This window comes from Pseudomonas putida (assembly GCF_005080685.1).
Taxonomy (GTDB): Bacteria; Pseudomonadota; Gammaproteobacteria; order Pseudomonadales; family Pseudomonadaceae; genus Aquipseudomonas; species Aquipseudomonas putida_V.
This window is the reverse complement of record NZ_CP039371.1, coordinates 208198-224073: the sequence shown is the minus strand read 5'-3', so window position 1 is coordinate 224073 and position 15876 is coordinate 208198. Positions and strand designations below refer to the sequence as shown.

11 protein-coding genes and 2 rRNA genes are annotated in these 15876 nt (G+C 64.2%); 6 read left to right on the top strand and 7 right to left on the bottom strand.

Features of this window, described 5'->3' with window-relative positions:
• The 3 genes from bcsB to bcsP are packed head-to-tail and all read right to left on the bottom strand — an operon-like array spanning position 1 to position 5593.
• The gene (gene bcsB / locus E6B08_RS01080; RefSeq protein ID WP_136912394.1) at positions 1–2262 is read right to left on the bottom strand and encodes a cellulose biosynthesis cyclic di-GMP-binding regulatory protein BcsB; all 2262 of its coding nucleotides are present in this window, start codon (positions 2260–2262) and stop codon (positions 1–3) included.
• On the bottom strand, positions 2259–4427 hold the full coding sequence (gene bcsA, locus E6B08_RS01075) for a UDP-forming cellulose synthase catalytic subunit (RefSeq protein WP_136912393.1): 2169 nt from the start codon (positions 4425–4427) through the stop codon (positions 2259–2261). Before bcsA ends, bcsB begins: the two co-directional genes overlap by 4 nt.
• Positions 4424–5593, bottom strand: a complete 1170-nt coding sequence (gene bcsP, locus E6B08_RS01070) for a cellulose biosynthesis protein BcsP (RefSeq protein ID WP_202877485.1) — start codon at positions 5591–5593, stop codon at positions 4424–4426. Before bcsP ends, bcsA begins: the two co-directional genes overlap by 4 nt.
• Before the next feature lie 346 nt (positions 5594–5939).
• Here bcsP and E6B08_RS01065 point away from each other — a divergent pair, with 346 nt between their 5' ends.
• Positions 5940–6281 carry a tryptophan synthase subunit beta gene (locus E6B08_RS01065; RefSeq protein WP_136912392.1) on the top strand — a complete coding sequence of 114 codons (342 nt, stop codon included), beginning with the start codon at positions 5940–5942 and terminating at the stop codon, positions 6279–6281.
• 44 nt (positions 6282–6325) lie between these two features.
• Here E6B08_RS01065 and lapD read toward each other — a convergent pair whose 3' ends face one another.
• A complete protein-coding gene (lapD, locus tag E6B08_RS01060) occupies positions 6326–8278 on the bottom strand; it encodes a cyclic di-GMP receptor LapD (RefSeq protein WP_136912391.1) in 1953 nt (650 codons plus the stop codon).
• A 10-nt stretch (positions 8279–8288) separates the two neighbouring features.
• Positions 8289–9008, bottom strand: a complete 720-nt coding sequence (lapG, locus tag E6B08_RS01055) for a cysteine protease LapG (protein ID WP_416194384.1) — start codon at positions 9006–9008, stop codon at positions 8289–8291.
• 262 nt (positions 9009–9270) lie between these two features.
• Between lapG and E6B08_RS01050 the strand changes: the two genes are divergently transcribed.
• From E6B08_RS01050 to E6B08_RS01030, 5 genes are all read left to right on the top strand, one after another.
• On the top strand, positions 9271–9966 hold the full coding sequence (locus tag E6B08_RS01050; RefSeq protein ID WP_136912390.1) for a GntR family transcriptional regulator: 696 nt from the start codon (positions 9271–9273) through the stop codon (positions 9964–9966).
• Positions 9967–10056: 90 nt separating this feature from the next.
• Complete coding sequence (locus E6B08_RS01045; RefSeq protein WP_136912389.1) at positions 10057–10560, top strand: sigma-70 family RNA polymerase sigma factor; 504 nt, start codon at positions 10057–10059, stop codon at positions 10558–10560.
• A 4-nt stretch (positions 10561–10564) separates the two neighbouring features.
• Complete coding sequence (locus E6B08_RS01040) at positions 10565–11530, top strand: FecR domain-containing protein (protein ID WP_136912388.1); 966 nt, start codon at positions 10565–10567, stop codon at positions 11528–11530.
• 172 nt (positions 11531–11702) lie between these two features.
• Positions 11703–14117: a TonB-dependent siderophore receptor gene (locus E6B08_RS01035; RefSeq protein ID WP_136917306.1), complete on the top strand. Its 2415-nt coding sequence runs from the start codon at positions 11703–11705 to the stop codon at positions 14115–14117.
• Positions 14118–14200: 83 nt separating this feature from the next.
• Positions 14201–15385, top strand: coding sequence for a PepSY-associated TM helix domain-containing protein (locus tag E6B08_RS01030; protein ID WP_136912387.1), 1185 nt, complete (start codon positions 14201–14203; stop codon positions 15383–15385).
• Between the two features lie 53 nt (positions 15386–15438).
• On the opposite strand, the gene rrf (E6B08_RS01025) is transcribed toward E6B08_RS01030, so the two are convergent.
• Both rrf (E6B08_RS01025) and rrf (E6B08_RS01020) read right to left on the bottom strand, forming a co-directional pair.
• Positions 15439–15554, bottom strand: a 5S ribosomal RNA gene (rrf, locus tag E6B08_RS01025).
• 108 nt (positions 15555–15662) lie between these two features.
• Positions 15663–15778, bottom strand: a 5S ribosomal RNA gene (gene rrf, locus E6B08_RS01020).
• Positions 15779–15876: the final 98 nt, after the last annotated feature.

Below are 15876 nucleotides of genomic sequence, written 5' to 3'. Positions count from 1 at the left end.
TCAGTCCTTCAACCGGTTGCGAGCCCGGGCACGCAGGCTCAGGTACAGCAACACGCTGGCCAGCGCCACGCCCACGGCGGTCAGCACCAGGGTGCCGCCCAGGTGGCGCGACAGCCACCACTGCAGGTAGCGGAAGGTGCCGAGGTCGCCGACGTAGTACTGCTCGTCGGCCACCAGCGAATTGACGCGGGTGCCGTTGACCACCGCCAGGCTACCCTGGATGGCGTTGTCTTCGTCCTGGGCCGCGCCCATCGCGGCCGTTACCTCGCCCAGCCCCTGGGGACTGCCACCGGCGAGGATCACCACGCTGCGGCCACTGTCCAGAGGCGATTCGAAACCGGTCAGGTAGTTGTCCACGGCGCCGCTGCCAAGGGCCACGCTGCCGTTCGAGCGACGCTCGTCGATGCGGTCGTCGCCGCTGACCCAGTCGCGTACGCGATAGGCCAGGTCCGACAGCTGGAAGTGCGATTGCCCGCCGAGGCTGGCAGGCAGGTGCTCGGCCCAGCGCTGCAGCAGCGGCTGGTTGCCACCCGAGGCGAACACCAGCAGATCCTTGCCTCGCAGCACGGCGTCGTCGCCGGCCTGCACCACGCTGACCGCAGTGGCCGGCAGGCCGGTGGAGTCGCCGAAGTGGCCGAGCACATCGAGCACTGCCGACACCTCGGCAGTGCCATAGCCATCGGGCATGACCACCGCTGTCTCGGACAGGTCGGCCATGCGCGTGAACGGGAAGCCGCTGTCGCGGAACACGCCGAGGTTGGGCAGCGCGATGAAGTGGCGGTAGCCGCTCAGGTCGAGCGTCGAGGTGGGCTCGATGGTGCCACGCATGTTGTCGATGATGATGTCGCGGCATTCACCCTGCTTGATGTAGTCGTACATGAAGCGCAGTTGCAGCGACGATTGCAGCGGGAAGCTGGCCAGCGGCACGGTCAGGTGGGCGTCGCGCAGTAGGGTTTCATCCTGTTTCAGGCGCGACATCAGGGTCTGGTCGTCTTTGAGGAGTTCTTGCGACGGCAGCGGCAGCGACTTGATGAACTTGCCGCTGATGCTGACCAGCAGCGACGAGTTGCTCGACACCGGTTGCGGGGTGTAGCGGTACTTGAGGTGCAGCGGCACCCCGGCTTCACGCCAGGTGAACAGATCCGGCGGCAGGCGCATCGGCAGGTTGATGGTGCCTGGGTCGTAGCCGGCGACACTCAGGCGCTTGGCTTCGGTCAGCTCACCGAGCTGCACCGGGCGGTCGCTGGGCAGCCAATTGGGCGCATCGTAAGGCTTGCGCGGATGCAGTTGGCTGACACCCTCGACACTCGCCTGCTCGCCCTTCATCACGCCGCTGCCACCGACCAGCGCAGCAGCGGCCTGCTTGAGCTGCCCGGCGTCGTGGCCACTGATCAGCAGCAGTTTGCCATTGCCATCGTTGGGGTTGGTGAGCACACGTACGCTGGGCTTGGCCGCAGCCTCCCCCTGCACGCCCGCCACGGTCTGGCCTTCGGTCAGCAAGACCACGGCGTTGCCTTGGGCCGGCAATTCGCTGAGCAGTACCGGGAAGTGCGCGCCGCGGTAGCTGGCCTGGGCACCGAACCAGGAAGCCACCGCGCCAGCGGCCTCCAGCTGGGTGGTGCTCGGCGTTTCGGCGAACACGAACGGCAGCTCCAGGCGCTGGGCATCGCGGCGGTCGAAGAACGGCGCAGGCAGCAGGGCCAGGTCGTTTGGCAGTGCCAGCGGGGCGAGTTGCAGTTGCAGTTCGCTGCCGTTGCTGACCTTGGCCCAGAGGCTCGAGTGCTGCGGGTCCTCGCACTGCATCGTGTAGTGACCGATGAGCTGCAAGGTCAGGCGGTTGAAGTCGGTGATCAGGTGCGGCGGGATCTCCACCACCTGCTTCTGCGGGCTGCCGGCGGTTTCCTTGGGCAACGGAATGCTCGCCGCGACTTGGTCGTTGACCAGCACGTTGAGCTGCGACATGTCGGGGAGCAGCGCCGGCGAATAGCTGTATTCGAGGTTCAGCCGCGCGCCGGTCACCACCCGGTCGGCGCGCACGTCGAAGTTGACGCTGTCACTGCCTTCAATGCCGCGCAGGTTCAAGGTGTACCCTGCGCCCAGCTGCTTGAGCGTGGCGTTCTGGCCGGGCACGGCCGCCTCGACGACGGGCTCGACCGCACCCTGCTCGTCGGCACTGACCGGGCCAGCCGCGAGGAACAGCAGAGAGAGCGGCAGCACGAATGCGAGCCGGCCTGTTGGCTTGCCGATGACAGAGAAGCTCATGGATTCCTCGGAGGATGATCGCCGGACGGGAGGGATGAAGGACGAACACGGGATACGGCCGCATCGAGCGTGGCGCGCGCCAGCTGGGCGATCCCGCGCACACCGATGCGCGACACCTCGCGCAGTGCCGACAGCGGTGTATCGGCGGCCTGGCCCCAGGCATTGGCCCAGGTATCGGCACGCGAGAAGGTCAGCCGGGTCAGGTCGTACTGCTGCTGCAGGTTGAGCTCATGGAAGGTCAGGCCCAGCGTCGCGCCGCGGCTGAACACCACCTGGGCGGGGAGCACGCATTCCTGTTCGTCGAGGAACAGCGACACCTGCACCTGCTCGCCACGGGCCACCGAGACGCCATCGGGCAGGGTCAGGCCCACGCCGCGCTGGGAGAAGTCGTTGGTGGTGCAGGCCACGGTCTTGCCATTGGCCAGGCCGATGGTCGCCGGCAGGGTCGCGAAGACCCGCGGTTCGGCGCGGATCTGCCGGGTTTCACTGGCCACGGCGACGGCGGCGGCACTGATGATGATGTTGTACAGCGTCCAGCCCAGGTTGATCAGCAAGGTGGTCGCGCTGGCGTCCGGGTCGAAGGCCAGCTTGTACACGCCGATCGCCGCGCCCAGCAGGTTCAGGGTCAGCACCGCGATGTAGGGCCGCGCCAGCTTCCAGTCGAAGTAGCCTTCCTCGATCATGCCGCCCTTGGCGGTCACGTTGAAGCCACCGGCCTTGGGGTTGATCATCGCCAGCAACACCGGACGCATGATGTACCAGGCCAGCACGGTCTCGTAGACCTCGTTCCAGAACGAATGGCGGAAGCGGCCCTGGATGGTCGAGTTGGTCACGCTGGCGATGAGGATGTGCGGTAGCGCGTAGGCCAGGATCAGCAGGGCTGGCGCCTGGAACACCTGGGCCTCGAACATCAGGTAGGCCAGCGGCGCGGTGAGGAACACCAGCCTTGGCAGGCCATAGAAGAAGTGCAGCATGGCGTTGAGGTAGCACAGGCGCTGGCCCAGGTTCAGGCCCTTGCCCAGCAACGGGTTGTCGGTGCGGAAGATCTGCGCCATGCCCCGCGCCCAGCGAATACGCTGGCCGATATGCCCGGACAGGCTCTCGGTGGCCAGGCCCGCAGCCTGTGGCAGTGGCAGGTAGGCGGTGTTGTAGCCACGGCGGTTGAGCTTGAGCGCGGTGTGGGCGTCCTCGGTGACGGTCTCGACGGCGATGCCGCCGATCTCCTCCAGGGGCTTGCGGCGGATCACCGCGCACGAACCACAGAAGAAGGTGGCGTTCCACAGGTCGTTGCCGTCCTGGATCAGGCCATAGAACAGCTCGCCCTCGTTGGGCACGCTGCGGAAGGTCTCGAGGTTCTTCTCGAACGGGTCGGGCGAGAAGAAATAGTGCGGGGTCTGCACCAGCGCCAGCTTCGCGTCCTTGAGGAACCAGCCCATGCACACCTGCAGGAAGGAGCGGGTCGGCACATGGTCGGCGTCGAACATGGCGATGTATTCGCCGTGGGTGTGACGCAGCGCGTTGTTGAGGTTGCCGGCCTTGGCGTGGGTATTGTCGCCCCGGGTGATGTAGCCGATGCCGGTGCTTTCGCAGAACTGGCGGAACTCGTCGCGGCGCCCGTCATCGAGCACGTAGACGTTGAAGCGGTCGCGCGGCCAGTCGATGGCCATGGCGGCCAGGGCGGTGCGGCGGATGATTTCCAGCGGCTCGTTGTAGGTCGGGATGAACACGTCGACGCTCGGCCATGACGTGCTGTTGGGGGGCAGCGGATGAGGCTTGCGCTGCAGCGGCCAGGCGGTTTGCACGTAGCCGAGCAACAGCACCAGCAGGGCATAGAGCTCGGCGGCGACCAGGCCGTAACCGAAGAACATGTCCAGCGGGCTCTCGAAGCCCAGCGAGGAGGTCAGCCGCCAGTACAGATAGCGCAGCGAGGCGATGACCGACATCACGGTCATGGCCAGCACCGCCAGGCGGCTGCCGCGTCGGCGCAACAACAGCGTGCCTCCCAGGCAGGCGGCGCAGAACAGCATCTGCTCCTCGAGCTCGAACGGCACGGTGACCACGACCACCAGCATGGCCACGGCTACCAGCCCGAACAGCAGGTCCCAGGCTTTGTGCGCACGCCAGCCATCACCTGCCTTTGGCAGGTTTGCCTTGGCCCGGTTCATTGCGCGGCTGCAGTAGCGGCGGTGGCGACTGCCAGGCGCCCGATCAGCGCTTGCGCGCAGTCGAGAACGTCGTGACAGCCCCGCCCGTTGGGGTCGTAACCCAGCACGTTGCGGTTATAGGCGAGCGCTTCGCTGATCGACTGGTCGCGGTGGACGATGCCCACCAAACGTTTGCCAAGCAGGCCACGCAAAATCTGCGTGATGTCCTTGTTCAGCTGGCGCGAGTAGTCGACCTGGTTGATGACATAGGAGGCGCCAGCAAAGTCGTCGCGGCCCTGGGTATAGGCGGCAATCAACTTGTCGATCTGAGGCAGCGAAGTGTAGGACGCCGGATCGGCAAGGCTGACGACCATGGCCAGGTTGGCCACCGACAAGGCCTGGCGCAGGTAGACCGACGGCCCAGGTGGCGTGTCGATGACCACGATGGCGCCCTCGGCGATCTCCATCTCGGCCAGGTGCCGGGCCAGCCACAGCGGGTCGTGCTGCAAGCCGTGCTCGAAGTCCGGGCGCTGGAGCTCGTCGATCATGCCATGGGCGACCACCAGCACACCGTCCTCGCTGACACGCCCCATCGCCTGCCACGGCTGGCCGGCGTGCACGATACCGGCATCCTCCATGACATCGGCCTGCGCATCGGCGCTCTGGAAGTGATGATGCAGGGCATTCTGCGGGTCGAGGTCGACGGCGACCACCTGGCGGCCACTACGGCGCAGTGCGCTGGCGAGGTTGGCGGCCATGGTGGTCTTGCCGACTCCACCCTTCGAGGACACCACCGCGATGATGCGAAGGTGCGCAAGATCGGGACGCGCCTGGACCGCCACCGGTGCGCTGACAGCTGGGGCAGCCGGCTCCTCGGCCAGTTTGGCCAAGAGGTTGCGCAGGCCCGCCGGGGACCAGTCGGATGCCTCGGGCTCAGCCTGAGACAGGTGTTTCGACATCGTCTGCGCCGCAGGCACAGGGACTTCGGCCACATGGTGCGCAGCGTTCGGCACGCTGGCGAATGCATTCACCGCAGGCACGGCTGGCGCTTGAGAGCCAGAGGCGGACAGCAACGGCCAGCGCACGGAAGAACCGCGCCCGCTGTCGTCACGTGCGAACTCCTGATACTGCTCGGGTTGACCGCCAAACTGCTTGAACAAACTACGAATATCGTTCGAGGCACTCATCTGATACTGCGCACTTAATGGTTAGTTAAAGTTCAGGCGTTCACGTGACACATTTATGTCAAAAAACCATCGTTTTTCGGTATGCCAAACGCGATATGTCAATTTTACAACGCCTACGCTGAGCGATGTCAAGGTGCCATTGCTCAGAGTTGATCGACGGCATGCGACAAAACGTCACAGGCATTCGTCCGCACTCATCCGCCGATCAGACGCTCGCAGGTCGTGTCGGTGGTCACATTCTTCGGGGGACAACAGAAAAGAACATTGAGCAGGATCAGCCGCAGGCGCACCACGGCAAGTTTGCCTAAGCTGCGCACACGGGCTCATTGTAACGAGGATGGACAGCATGTTTTACGTGCAACGCGACGAGCGGGGGCTGCTGTTGCGAGTCGAGGCCGCCCCCTATGAAGGCTTCACCGACATCCTCGCGGCCGACCATGCCGAGGTCCAGGCCTGGTTCGCCGCGGACGCCGTCGAAAGCAGCCTGAAACAACTCAAGCAAAGCGACCTGGACATGATCCGCGTGCTTGAGGACCTGATCGAGGTGCTGACCACCAAGGGGGTGATCAGCATCACCGACCTGCCTCCGGGGGCGCAGGCCAAGTTGCTCAGCAGGTCCACGGCGCGCAAGGCGCTGGGTGGGCTGAACAACCTGATTGCGGATGAGGAGGACGACCGTTTGATCTGAGTGTGGCGTTGGCTGTACCGGCCCAATCGCCGGCAAGCCGGCTCCTACACCTCGGTCCAGGGCGCGGGCTCGCCCACCAAGCGACCCTGCAGGCCTTGTACACCCATCTCCCGCAATACCTGCAGTTCGCCCTCGGTCTCGACCCGCTCGGCAATCAACGGCAGGTCGATGCTGTGCGCGGCGCGCTGGATGGCTTCGATGAACAGGCGCTTGTGTGTCTCATGATCGATATTGCGCACATAGCTGCCATCGATCTTCAGGTAGGCCAGACCCAGGTGCGCCAGGTTGCCGATCATGCTGAAGCGCCCGCCAAAGCGCTGCAGCGCGAGGCTGAAGCCCAGCCCACGCAAGTGCCGGGTGAGCTGCTCCAGCGCCGTCTGTTCGGGCAACTGCTCTTCACCGAGCTCCAGTGTCAGGCGCGGCCCCAGCGCGGGGTGCTGGCCCAACAACTCGAATACCTGCTGCAGCACCTTGGCATCGGCAACGGTCGCCGCGGACAGGTTGAGCGCCAGCGCCTCTTCGTGGGAGCGCATGTGCGCCAGCACCTTCTCCAATACCAGCAGGTCTAGCCGCGGCATCCAGCCGAAGCGCTCCAGCCAAGGCAGGAAACGCCCGGCCGCCAGCGCTTCGCCGCGTTCATCGTGCAGCCTGGAGATCACCTTGTAGTGCAGCACCCGCGTTGGGTCGTCGCTGGCCACCACCGGCTGGAAAAACAGCTCGAAGCGGCCTTGGCTCAGCGCCTGGTCGAGCCGCTGGTGCCAGGCGTGACGGCTGTCGACCACATCAGCCACGGCCCGCTGCTCCAGGCATCCCCAGGTCGGCCGCCCCTGGCTCTCGGCCCGCGAGACGGCCTCGTCGGCCAGTTGCAACAACGCTTGCGGCGAGTCGCCTGGCACGTACGGCGCCAGGCCGATGCAGGCGACCGGGTCGACATCGCTGGCGTCGGTCTGGTGCAGGCTGTGAAGGCCCGCCTCCAGCGCCTGGGCCAGGTGCGTGGCCTCCTCGAACACCAGGCCTGGCGCCAGCACCACGAACTCGCCGCCACGGCTGCGGGCGATCAGGTCACTGGAGTGCGCAAACCCGGCACAGGCCTGGCGCAGCTGCTGGGCCACTGCCTGCAACAACTGGTCGGCGCGCTGGCCACCCAGGCGCGCGTTGATACCGGCCAGGTCGCGCACGCGCAACACCAGCAGGTAACCGGGCCGCACCTCCTCCTGGGGGCTCAGCCTGGCATTGAGCTGCATCTCGAAATAGCGCCGGTTGGCAAGGCCGGTGAGGCTGTCCTGATACGACTCGGCGCGCAGCTTTTCACTGCGCTCGGCCTGCTCGCTGAACAGCTGCTTGAGCTTCTCGACCATCTGGTTCATCGCCTGCACCACCCTTCGCAGCTCGGGCGTGCGCGGCAGTTTCGACTGGCTGAGGAACTCCCGGCGGGCAATCGCCTGGGACTGCTCGACCATGTAGTCCAGTGGGCGCAGCTGGCGACGCAACAGCAACGCGCCCAGGGCAGCGCTGAGCGCCCCGCACAACACCAGCCAGCCCAGGCTGCCCAAGGCGCTCTGCCACAGCTTGCCGAGGGCGAACATCGGGTGGCTGACCACTTCCACCCGTGCGGCCTGCTGCCATCCTCGGCTGACGATGGCATCGCCAGCCGCCGGCGCCAGGCCGATCAAGCGAATGAACCAGGCCGGCACCCCGCCGCTGTCCGGTTCGGCATGGCGCTCCACCAGCACCGCGTTGGAGGCCACGTCGATGACCTTGATGCTGGAGTAGTAGCCGCTGTCGAAGATCGAGCTGACCATCAGCTCGACCATCGCTGGGTCGTCGATGTTGGGCGTGAGCGACAGCGCCAGGGCAGTGGCCGCGTCCTGGGCATGGGAGCGCAACTGGTTGACGTACTGGCTGCGCGAGCTTTCCAGGCTGACCATGAAGCTGCCACTGAACGCGACCACCAGGAACAGACAAATAGCCAGCAGCAATTGCTTGAACAGTGACATCGGCGCTCCTTCAGTACACGGGTTCGCCATCGAACCCTTCGGCCTGCATTTTTTTCAGCAAATCCTGCCAGCGCGACAACCGCTTGGTGTCGCCCACCTTCTTGTTGCCGCCGGCATTGCTCAGCCACATGCCCTCGCCATTGAAGGCATACACCGGCAGCAGGTCGTTGCGCTGGCTGGCGGGCTTGATCGCGTTCATCAGGCTGTCGAGCACCAGCGGCTCGGCCTGGGGGCTGGCGTAATAGGTCAGGACCATGTGCGCGCGGTTCTGGCTCAGCGCCTTGACGTAGGTGATGCGCAGCTTTTCGCTGGGGATGCCCATGCGTCGCAGGCTGAAATACTTGGCGATAGCATAGTCCTCGCAATCGCCGGCGCCCTTGAGCAGCGACTGGATCGGGGTGGCCCAGTAGTCCACCTCGTGCCACAGGTCGATGTCTTCCACATAGCCCAGCTGCTGGTTGAAGAACTGGTTGACCTCCTGCAGGCGCTGCGTCTCGCTGCCCTGGCTCTGGGTGGCCAGCAGGCGCTGCCAGGCATCGATGCGCTGCTTGCCCTGGCCAAGCGGGCCGTAGAGGGCCTGGGCGCGCTGGCTGATCTGGGCGAAGTCCCAGTCCGCGCGCAGGCCGAGCACGACCATCGCGCTCAGCAGCATGGCCAGGGTCAGGCGCAGTGTCAGGGGTGGCGCCGTAGGTTTGAGGGCTCGGATCGCCGCCACTGACGACACCTGCATGGGCTGTTGCGAGACGCCGATGGTGCACTCGGACATGGCGAAATGCCAATAGCGCCGCAAGGGGCTATCGCCAATGGTCGGCTCGTCGAAACTTTCCACGGCTGGCACGGTTTGGCGTCTTCCTTTGCACATAGACTTGATACACGATAGCCGCGTTTTCACAAGGCTCGGCCCCGCTTCGGATGGCGACGGTTTGACAGGCGCGTGCCTGTAGCTAGGTTGATTGGATCCAATTACTGTTTTCGTCGAGGCGCATTCCCGCGTGTCTGCAAAAATCAAACTGAGCAGCGTGTTCGGTAGCGAACAGGTACCCGCCCACCAGGCCCGCGGGGTGATCGAAGAGCGCCTGCGCAGCGCTATTCTCGATGGCCGGCTTGCACCGGGCACCGCCATACGCCAGCAGGAGCTGGCCACCCTGTTCGGCGTCAGCCGCATGCCCGTGCGCGAGGCGCTGCGCCAGCTCGAGGCGCAGGGGTTGCTGCAGGTCGAGATGCACAAAGGCGCCGTGGTCGCGCCGTTGATCGGTGAAGATGCGGTCGACACCTACGCCCTGCGGGTACTGCTCGAATCCGAGGCGCTGCGCCAGTCGGTGCCGCGCCTCGAACCCCATGACATCGACCAGGCCAGGGACTACATCCGGCAGCTGGAAAACCAGACCGAGCATGCCGAGCTCGGCCGCCTCAACCGCCTGTTCCACATGACCCTGTACAGCAAGGCCAGTAACCAGAAGCTGCTGCGCCTGATCGAGCACGAACTCAACGAGGAGGAGCGCTTCCTGCGCTTTCACCTGTCGTCCATGGGCCTGGGCACGCTGACCCAGGACGATCACCTGGCGCTGCTGGATGCCGCCAGTCAGCAACAGGTGGAGGCAGCGGTGGGCATTCTGGAGGCGCACCTGAACAAGGGCGCACAGGCCATCCGCGCCTATCTGGACCGCCAGGCGGCGAAACAGCGGTAGGTATGGGAGCAGCGGCGGCAAATTCCGGTTGCAAACTCACGGGCCACTGGCAAACAATGAGAGTCATTATCATTAATAACACTGCCCGCCATGCCTTCCAACGACTCGGTGCACACGCTCTACAGCAATCATCATGGCTGGCTGCATGGCTGGCTGCGTAGCAAGCTGGGCAATGCCGCCGATGCCGCGGACCTGGCGCAGGACACCTTCGTGCGCCTGCTGCAGCGTCGCGAAACGCTGGAGCTAAGCGCCCCGCGAGCCTTTCTGCGGACCGTGGCGCGTGGCCTGGTCATCGACCACTGGCGACGTGAAGAGCTGCACCGGGCCTACCTCGAAGCGCTGGCCCACTTGCCCGAAGCCCAGGCGCCCTCTGCCGAAACCCGCGAACTGCTGATGGAGCTACTCGAGCGCATCGCACGCCTGCTCGATGGCCTCAAGCCCAAGGTCCGCCGCGCCTTTCTCCTGGCCCAGTGCGAAGGCCTGAGCCATAAGCAGATCGCCGAGCACATGGGCATCTCCCTGCGCTCGGTGGAGCGCCATGTCGCCGATGCGCTCTACCACTGCTACCAGTTGCGCTATGAAGACGAACGCTGAGCCCATGAGCACCGCAGCACCCTCGGCAAAGGCGGTTAGACAGGCCATCCACTGGATGCTCAGGTTGCGCGAAAGCGGCAACAATCCAGGCCTTGCGCAACAGTGCGATCAATGGCGCGGGGCTCAAGCAGAACATGAACTGGCCTGGCAGCGGGTCATGCGCCTGCACCAGGACCTCGACCTGCGTGCCGTGCCCGGTGCCAGCGTGGCCTTGCAGACACTGGAGACCACCCAGCGGCGCCTGCATAGACGCCAGGCACTGAAGCTGCTGGGCGGCATCGCGATGGTGGGCACGGCCGGCTGGCTGGCCCGCGATCTCGAGCCGGTCAGTGCCTGGACCTCGGACTATGCCACCGCCACCGGCGAGCGGCGCAGCTTCACCCTGCCCGACGGCTCGCTGCTGCAATTGAACACGCGCAGCGCGGTGGACCTGGCGTTCGACCGCGAGCAACGCCTGGTACGGCTCAAGCAGGGCGAACTGATGTTGACCTGTAGCAACCAGGCCAACCCAGGGCGGCCACTGCTGGTGCAAACCCGCGAAGCCTTGCTCGAGGGTTTCGAGGGCCGCTTCAACGTTCGCCAGGACGACGATTGCACCCGCGTCAATTTCAGCCAGGGACGCGTCGCGGTGCATCGCCCCGGCGGCCAGTTGCAATGGCTGACCACCGCCCAGGATTGGCGCATCGACGCACAGGGCGTGCAACGCGTGGACCAGGTCGACATGGATGCCATGGCCTGGAGCGAAGGGTTGATCGTCACTCGTGATATGCGCCTGGTCGATTTCCTTGCCCAGGTCAGCCGCTATCGCCATGGCTATCTGGCCTGTGCCGACGATGTCGCCGGCCTGCGCCTGTCAGGGGTGTTTCGCCTCGAAGACCCCGATAGCCTGCTGCAACTGCTGCCGCAGACGCTGCCAGTGCGGCTGCGTCAACGCACGCGCTGGTGGGTTCGGGTGGAACGGCTGGCCTGACCTCGGCACGGCCAGCTGACTTTTTTTGGCGGGTTTTGCCCGGATGTCCGGCTAGGACAGTAAGCGACGCCTTCTGCCCTCAATCACCACGGACCCTTTCATGCCCATTGCCCCACACGCAGCCTTGCCACCCGTCGAGAATGATTTTCGACCTGTCCTCAATTCAGCCCGCCTGGGCAAAGCGGTACGCGCCGCCCTGTTCGGCACTGCGCTGGGCCTGGCCAGCCCCCCCTCGCTGCTGCAGGCGGCCGAGCTGGCCCAGGCCAACCAGGCCTACACCATCGCGCCAGGCCAGCTGAACGAGGTGCTCAACCAGTTCGCCCGGCAGGCCGGCATCACCCTGTCGAGCACGCCGCAGCTTACCGGTCAGTTGCAGTCCAGCGGCCTGCAGGGGCAATACTCGCCCGAACAGGGTCTACATACGCTGCTGCAAGGCACCGGCCTCGAGGCGGTCAGCCAGGACGGTCGCAGCTACGTGATCCAGGCCCAGCCCGACAGCGCCGCGCTGTCACTGCCCAGCACCGACGTACGCGGATTCAGCCTCGGCAATGCACTGGGCAGCATGGAGGGCTACAACGCGACCCACAGCCAGGTGGCGACCAAGACCAGCACAGCGCTGGTGGAAACTTCACAGTCGGTATCGGTGGTCACCCGCCAGCAAATGGACGACCAGGGTTCGCAGACGGTCGCCCAGGCCATGCGCTACACCCCTGGGGTTCTGACCAACCCGTACGGCGCCACTCATCGCTACGACTATGTGGCCATGCGCGGCTTCAACGATAGTTCGGTCGACAACATCTACCTCGATGGCCTGAAGTCCATGGGCGACAACGGCACCTACAGCACCATGCAGGTGGACCCGTACTTCCTCGAACGCATCGATGTGCTCAAGGGACCCTCCTCGGTGCTCTACGGGCGCAGTTCGCCGGGCGGACTGGTGGCGCTCACCAGCAAGAAACCGCTGTTCACCCCTTATCATCAGGTGCAGGCCAGCGTCGGCACCCAGGGCCAGCGTGGCATGGGCTTCGACTTCAGCGGCCCGGTAGACGAAGACAAGCGCATCGCCTACCGGCTGACTGGCTTGGCGGATGCTTCCGACACCCAGTTCGACCACACCAAGGAAGAACGCTACGCCATCGCCCCTGCTGTCAGCATCGACTTCACCGAAGACACCTCGCTCACCCTGCAGGCGTACCTGCAACACGACCCGAACGGCGGCTACCACGGCGGCAATCCGGCCGCCGGCATGCTGCACCAGCGCAATGGCCTGCGGCTGTCGGACCACTTCTTCGAGGGCGAACCGGGGATCGACAACTACGAGCGCACCCAACAGTCGTTCAGCTATCAGTTCGAGCACCGCTTCAATGATGTGTTCACCGCGCGGCAGAACTTCCGTTACCAGGATTCCGACGTGTCCATGGACCAGGTCTACTCAGCGGGCTGGGCGGATGCCGACAGCAACATTCTCAACCGCGCCTACACCGGGGGTGACGAGCGCCTGCATTCCTACATCATCGACAACATGTTGCAGGCTGAATTCTTCACAGGCCCGGCCAAGCACACCTTGCTGCTGGGTGCCGATTACCAGCGCCGCAAGGCTGACGTAGCGTGGCGCTACGGTACCGTCGACCCCTTGGATGCCGGCAACCCTCAGTACGGTAATGGCAACCTCCAGGTACTGGGCGAAAACCGCTACCAGCGCCGCCTGCAGCAAACCGGTGTGTACCTGCAGGACCTGGTCGAGCTGGACCAGTGGCGCTTCTCGTTGGGCCTGCGCCAGGACTGGGTAAAAGTTTCCGAAGAAAACCGCGACAGCAACACCAAGGTCAGCGATGACCGCTCCAACTTCACCACCCGGGCAGGTGTGCTCTACCTGTTCGAGAACGGCTTGGCGCCGTACGTCAGCTACTCCGAGTCGTTCAACCCCAACACGGTCTCCGACCAGAACGGCCGCCCCCTGGCGCCGACCGAGGGCACGCAGTGGGAAGCGGGCATCAAGTACCAGCCGCCGGGCACCGACAATCTGTTCACCGCTTCGGTGTTCCGCATCGAGCAGGAGAACCTCGCCTCCAAGCAGCCGGACGAAAACTTCTACCGGCCTGTAGGCGAAGTGCGCTCCCAGGGCCTGGAACTGGAAGCCCATGTGCAGGTGACCGATAACCTGAAACTGCTGGGTGGCTACACCTTTACCGACATCGAGTATTCCAAGTCGATGCCCAGCCTGGTATCGGCGGGGGTGGACAACAAAGGCAACTCGCCAACCCAGGCGCCCAAGCAGATGTTCTCGCTGTGGGCCGACTACAACTTCCGCCAGGGCCCGCTCGATGGGCTGCGCCTGGGTGGCGGCATGCGCTACGTGGGCTACAGCTGGGTGGATGCGGAAAACAGCATGAAGGTGCCCTCCTATACCCTGTTCGATGCTTCGGTCGGCTACGACCTGGGCAAGGTCGGGCTCAAGGGCGTGGATGTACGCTTGAACGCCAACAACCTCACCAACGAAACCTACATCGCCTCCTGCGCGAGCCTGAACTATTGCTACATGGGCGAAGAGCGCAATGTCAGCGCCACGGTCAGCTATCAGTTCTGACCCTTCTGCCGAACAGCACCGAGCCAGCGCCTGAACCCAGGTGCTGGCTTTTTCGTTTCTGGCGTTTCCTGGAGTTTTGCAAGATGCGTCGACTGTATGTATTGCTGCACCGTTACCTGGGGCTACTGACTGCGGTGTTCCTTGCCCTGGCGGGACTCACCGGGAGCCTGCTGGCCTTTCATCATGAACTGGACGAATGGCTCAACCCGCAATTCTACGAAGCCCCGGCCAAAGGCACTCTCCAGCAGCCGGGCCTGCTTGTGGACAAGTTGCAGGACGAACACCCTCGCCTGCAAGTCTGGTACATGGAATATCCCCAGGAGGCAGGGCATGCGGCGCTGCTGGCCATGGTGCCACGCAACGACCCTGTGACCGGCTCGCCCTACGCCGAGAAGAACACGGTGTTCTACCTGGACCCGGTCAGCGGCAACACCCTCGGGCAACGCTATTGGGGCGACTGCTGTTTCTCGCGGGAGAACTTCATGCCGTTCATCCTCGAGTTGCACTACAGCCTGACACTGCCGGGCAACTGGGGGCTGCTGTTGATGGGGAGCGTCGCGGTCCTCTGGGTGATCGACTGCTTCATCGCCCTGCTGCTCACCCTCCCCCGCGGGCGCCCGTTCTGGCGCAAGTGGTCCACGGCGTGGAAGATCAAGGGCGGCCACAGTTATCGGTTGAACATGGATATCCACAGGGCTGGCGGATTATGGCTTTGGCTGCTGCTGCTACCGATCGCCATCAGCAGCGTGGCGATGAACCTGCCGGCTCAGGTGTTCAAGCCAGCCGTGTCGTTGTTCTCACCAGTGGCACCCAGCGTGTACGAGGCCCGTGGCGCGATGCCGAAGGAGCAACTAGGGGTTACCCAGCTCAACTACCAGCAAGCCTACCAGCGGGCTCAGGAAGAAGGCGCGAGGCGGGGGCTGACTGCCCCGATCGGAGAGCTCTGTTACAGCTTCGAATACAACTTCTATGGCGCAGGCTTCGGCCAACATGATACCGACGCCCATGGTAAATCGTGGTTGTTCTTCCATGGCAGCGATGGTCGCCTGCTCGGCGCTGAGATTGCCGGGCAAGGCACGCTGGGTGAGCAATTCTATCGGCTGCAGCTGCCGATCCATGGGGGGCGGATCATCGGCATGACCGGGCAGATCCTGATAGCGGTGCTGGGCGTGCTGATCGCCGTGCTGTCATTTACCGGTGTGTATATCTGGTGGCGCAAGCTACAGGCGCGGCGCCTGGGCAAGGCACGCAAGCTTGCCATCCAGTAGCCGGAAAAGACAAAGCCCCTGTCTGCATCGCAGACAGGGGCTTTGGGATTGAATCTTGACGATGACCTACTCTCACATGGGGAAACCCCACACTACCATCGGCGATGCATCGTTTCACTGCTGAGTTCGGGATGGGATCAGGTGGTTCCAATGCTCTATGGTCGTCAAGAAATTCTGTGTGCCGGCCCGTCCTGGGGACGTACCAGCGAATCTCTATACTCTTACCTAAAGACAAAACCCCTACCTGCTCGCGCAGATAGGGGTTTTGCGAAATGAATCTTGACGATGACCTACTCTCACATGGGGAAACCCCACACTACCATCGGCGATGCATCGTTTCACTGCTGAGTTCGGGATGGGATCAGGTGGTTCCAATGCTCTATGGTCGTCAAGAAATTCTGTTGCCAGAACGTCCAGATGGACAGCCCAGCGAATTCGGATATGTGAATTTGTGCTGCTTTTAATTTGTGAGCCGAATTTTCGGTTACTTC

Excerpts from the sequence above, each read along its gene's own strand:
- bcsP (WP_202877485.1), bottom strand. The coding sequence starts at position 5,593 with ATGAGTGCCTCGAACGATATTCGTAGTTTGTTCAAGCAGTTTGGCGGT.
- lapG (WP_416194384.1), bottom strand. The coding sequence starts at position 9,008 with ATGCAGGTGTCGTCAGTGGCGGCGATCCGAGCCCTCAAACCTACGGCG.
- E6B08_RS01030 (WP_136912387.1), top strand. The coding sequence starts at position 14,201 with ATGCGTCGACTGTATGTATTGCTGCACCGTTACCTGGGGCTACTGACT.
- bcsB (WP_136912394.1), bottom strand. The coding sequence starts at position 2,262 with ATGAGCTTCTCTGTCATCGGCAAGCCAACAGGCCGGCTCGCATTCGTG.
- E6B08_RS01045 (WP_136912389.1), top strand. The coding sequence starts at position 10,057 with ATGCCTTCCAACGACTCGGTGCACACGCTCTACAGCAATCATCATGGC.
- E6B08_RS01065 (WP_136912392.1), top strand. The coding sequence starts at position 5,940 with ATGTTTTACGTGCAACGCGACGAGCGGGGGCTGCTGTTGCGAGTCGAG.
- E6B08_RS01040 (WP_136912388.1), top strand. The coding sequence starts at position 10,565 with ATGAGCACCGCAGCACCCTCGGCAAAGGCGGTTAGACAGGCCATCCAC.
- lapD (WP_136912391.1), bottom strand. The coding sequence starts at position 8,278 with ATGTCACTGTTCAAGCAATTGCTGCTGGCTATTTGTCTGTTCCTGGTG.
- bcsA (WP_136912393.1), bottom strand. The coding sequence starts at position 4,427 with ATGAACCGGGCCAAGGCAAACCTGCCAAAGGCAGGTGATGGCTGGCGT.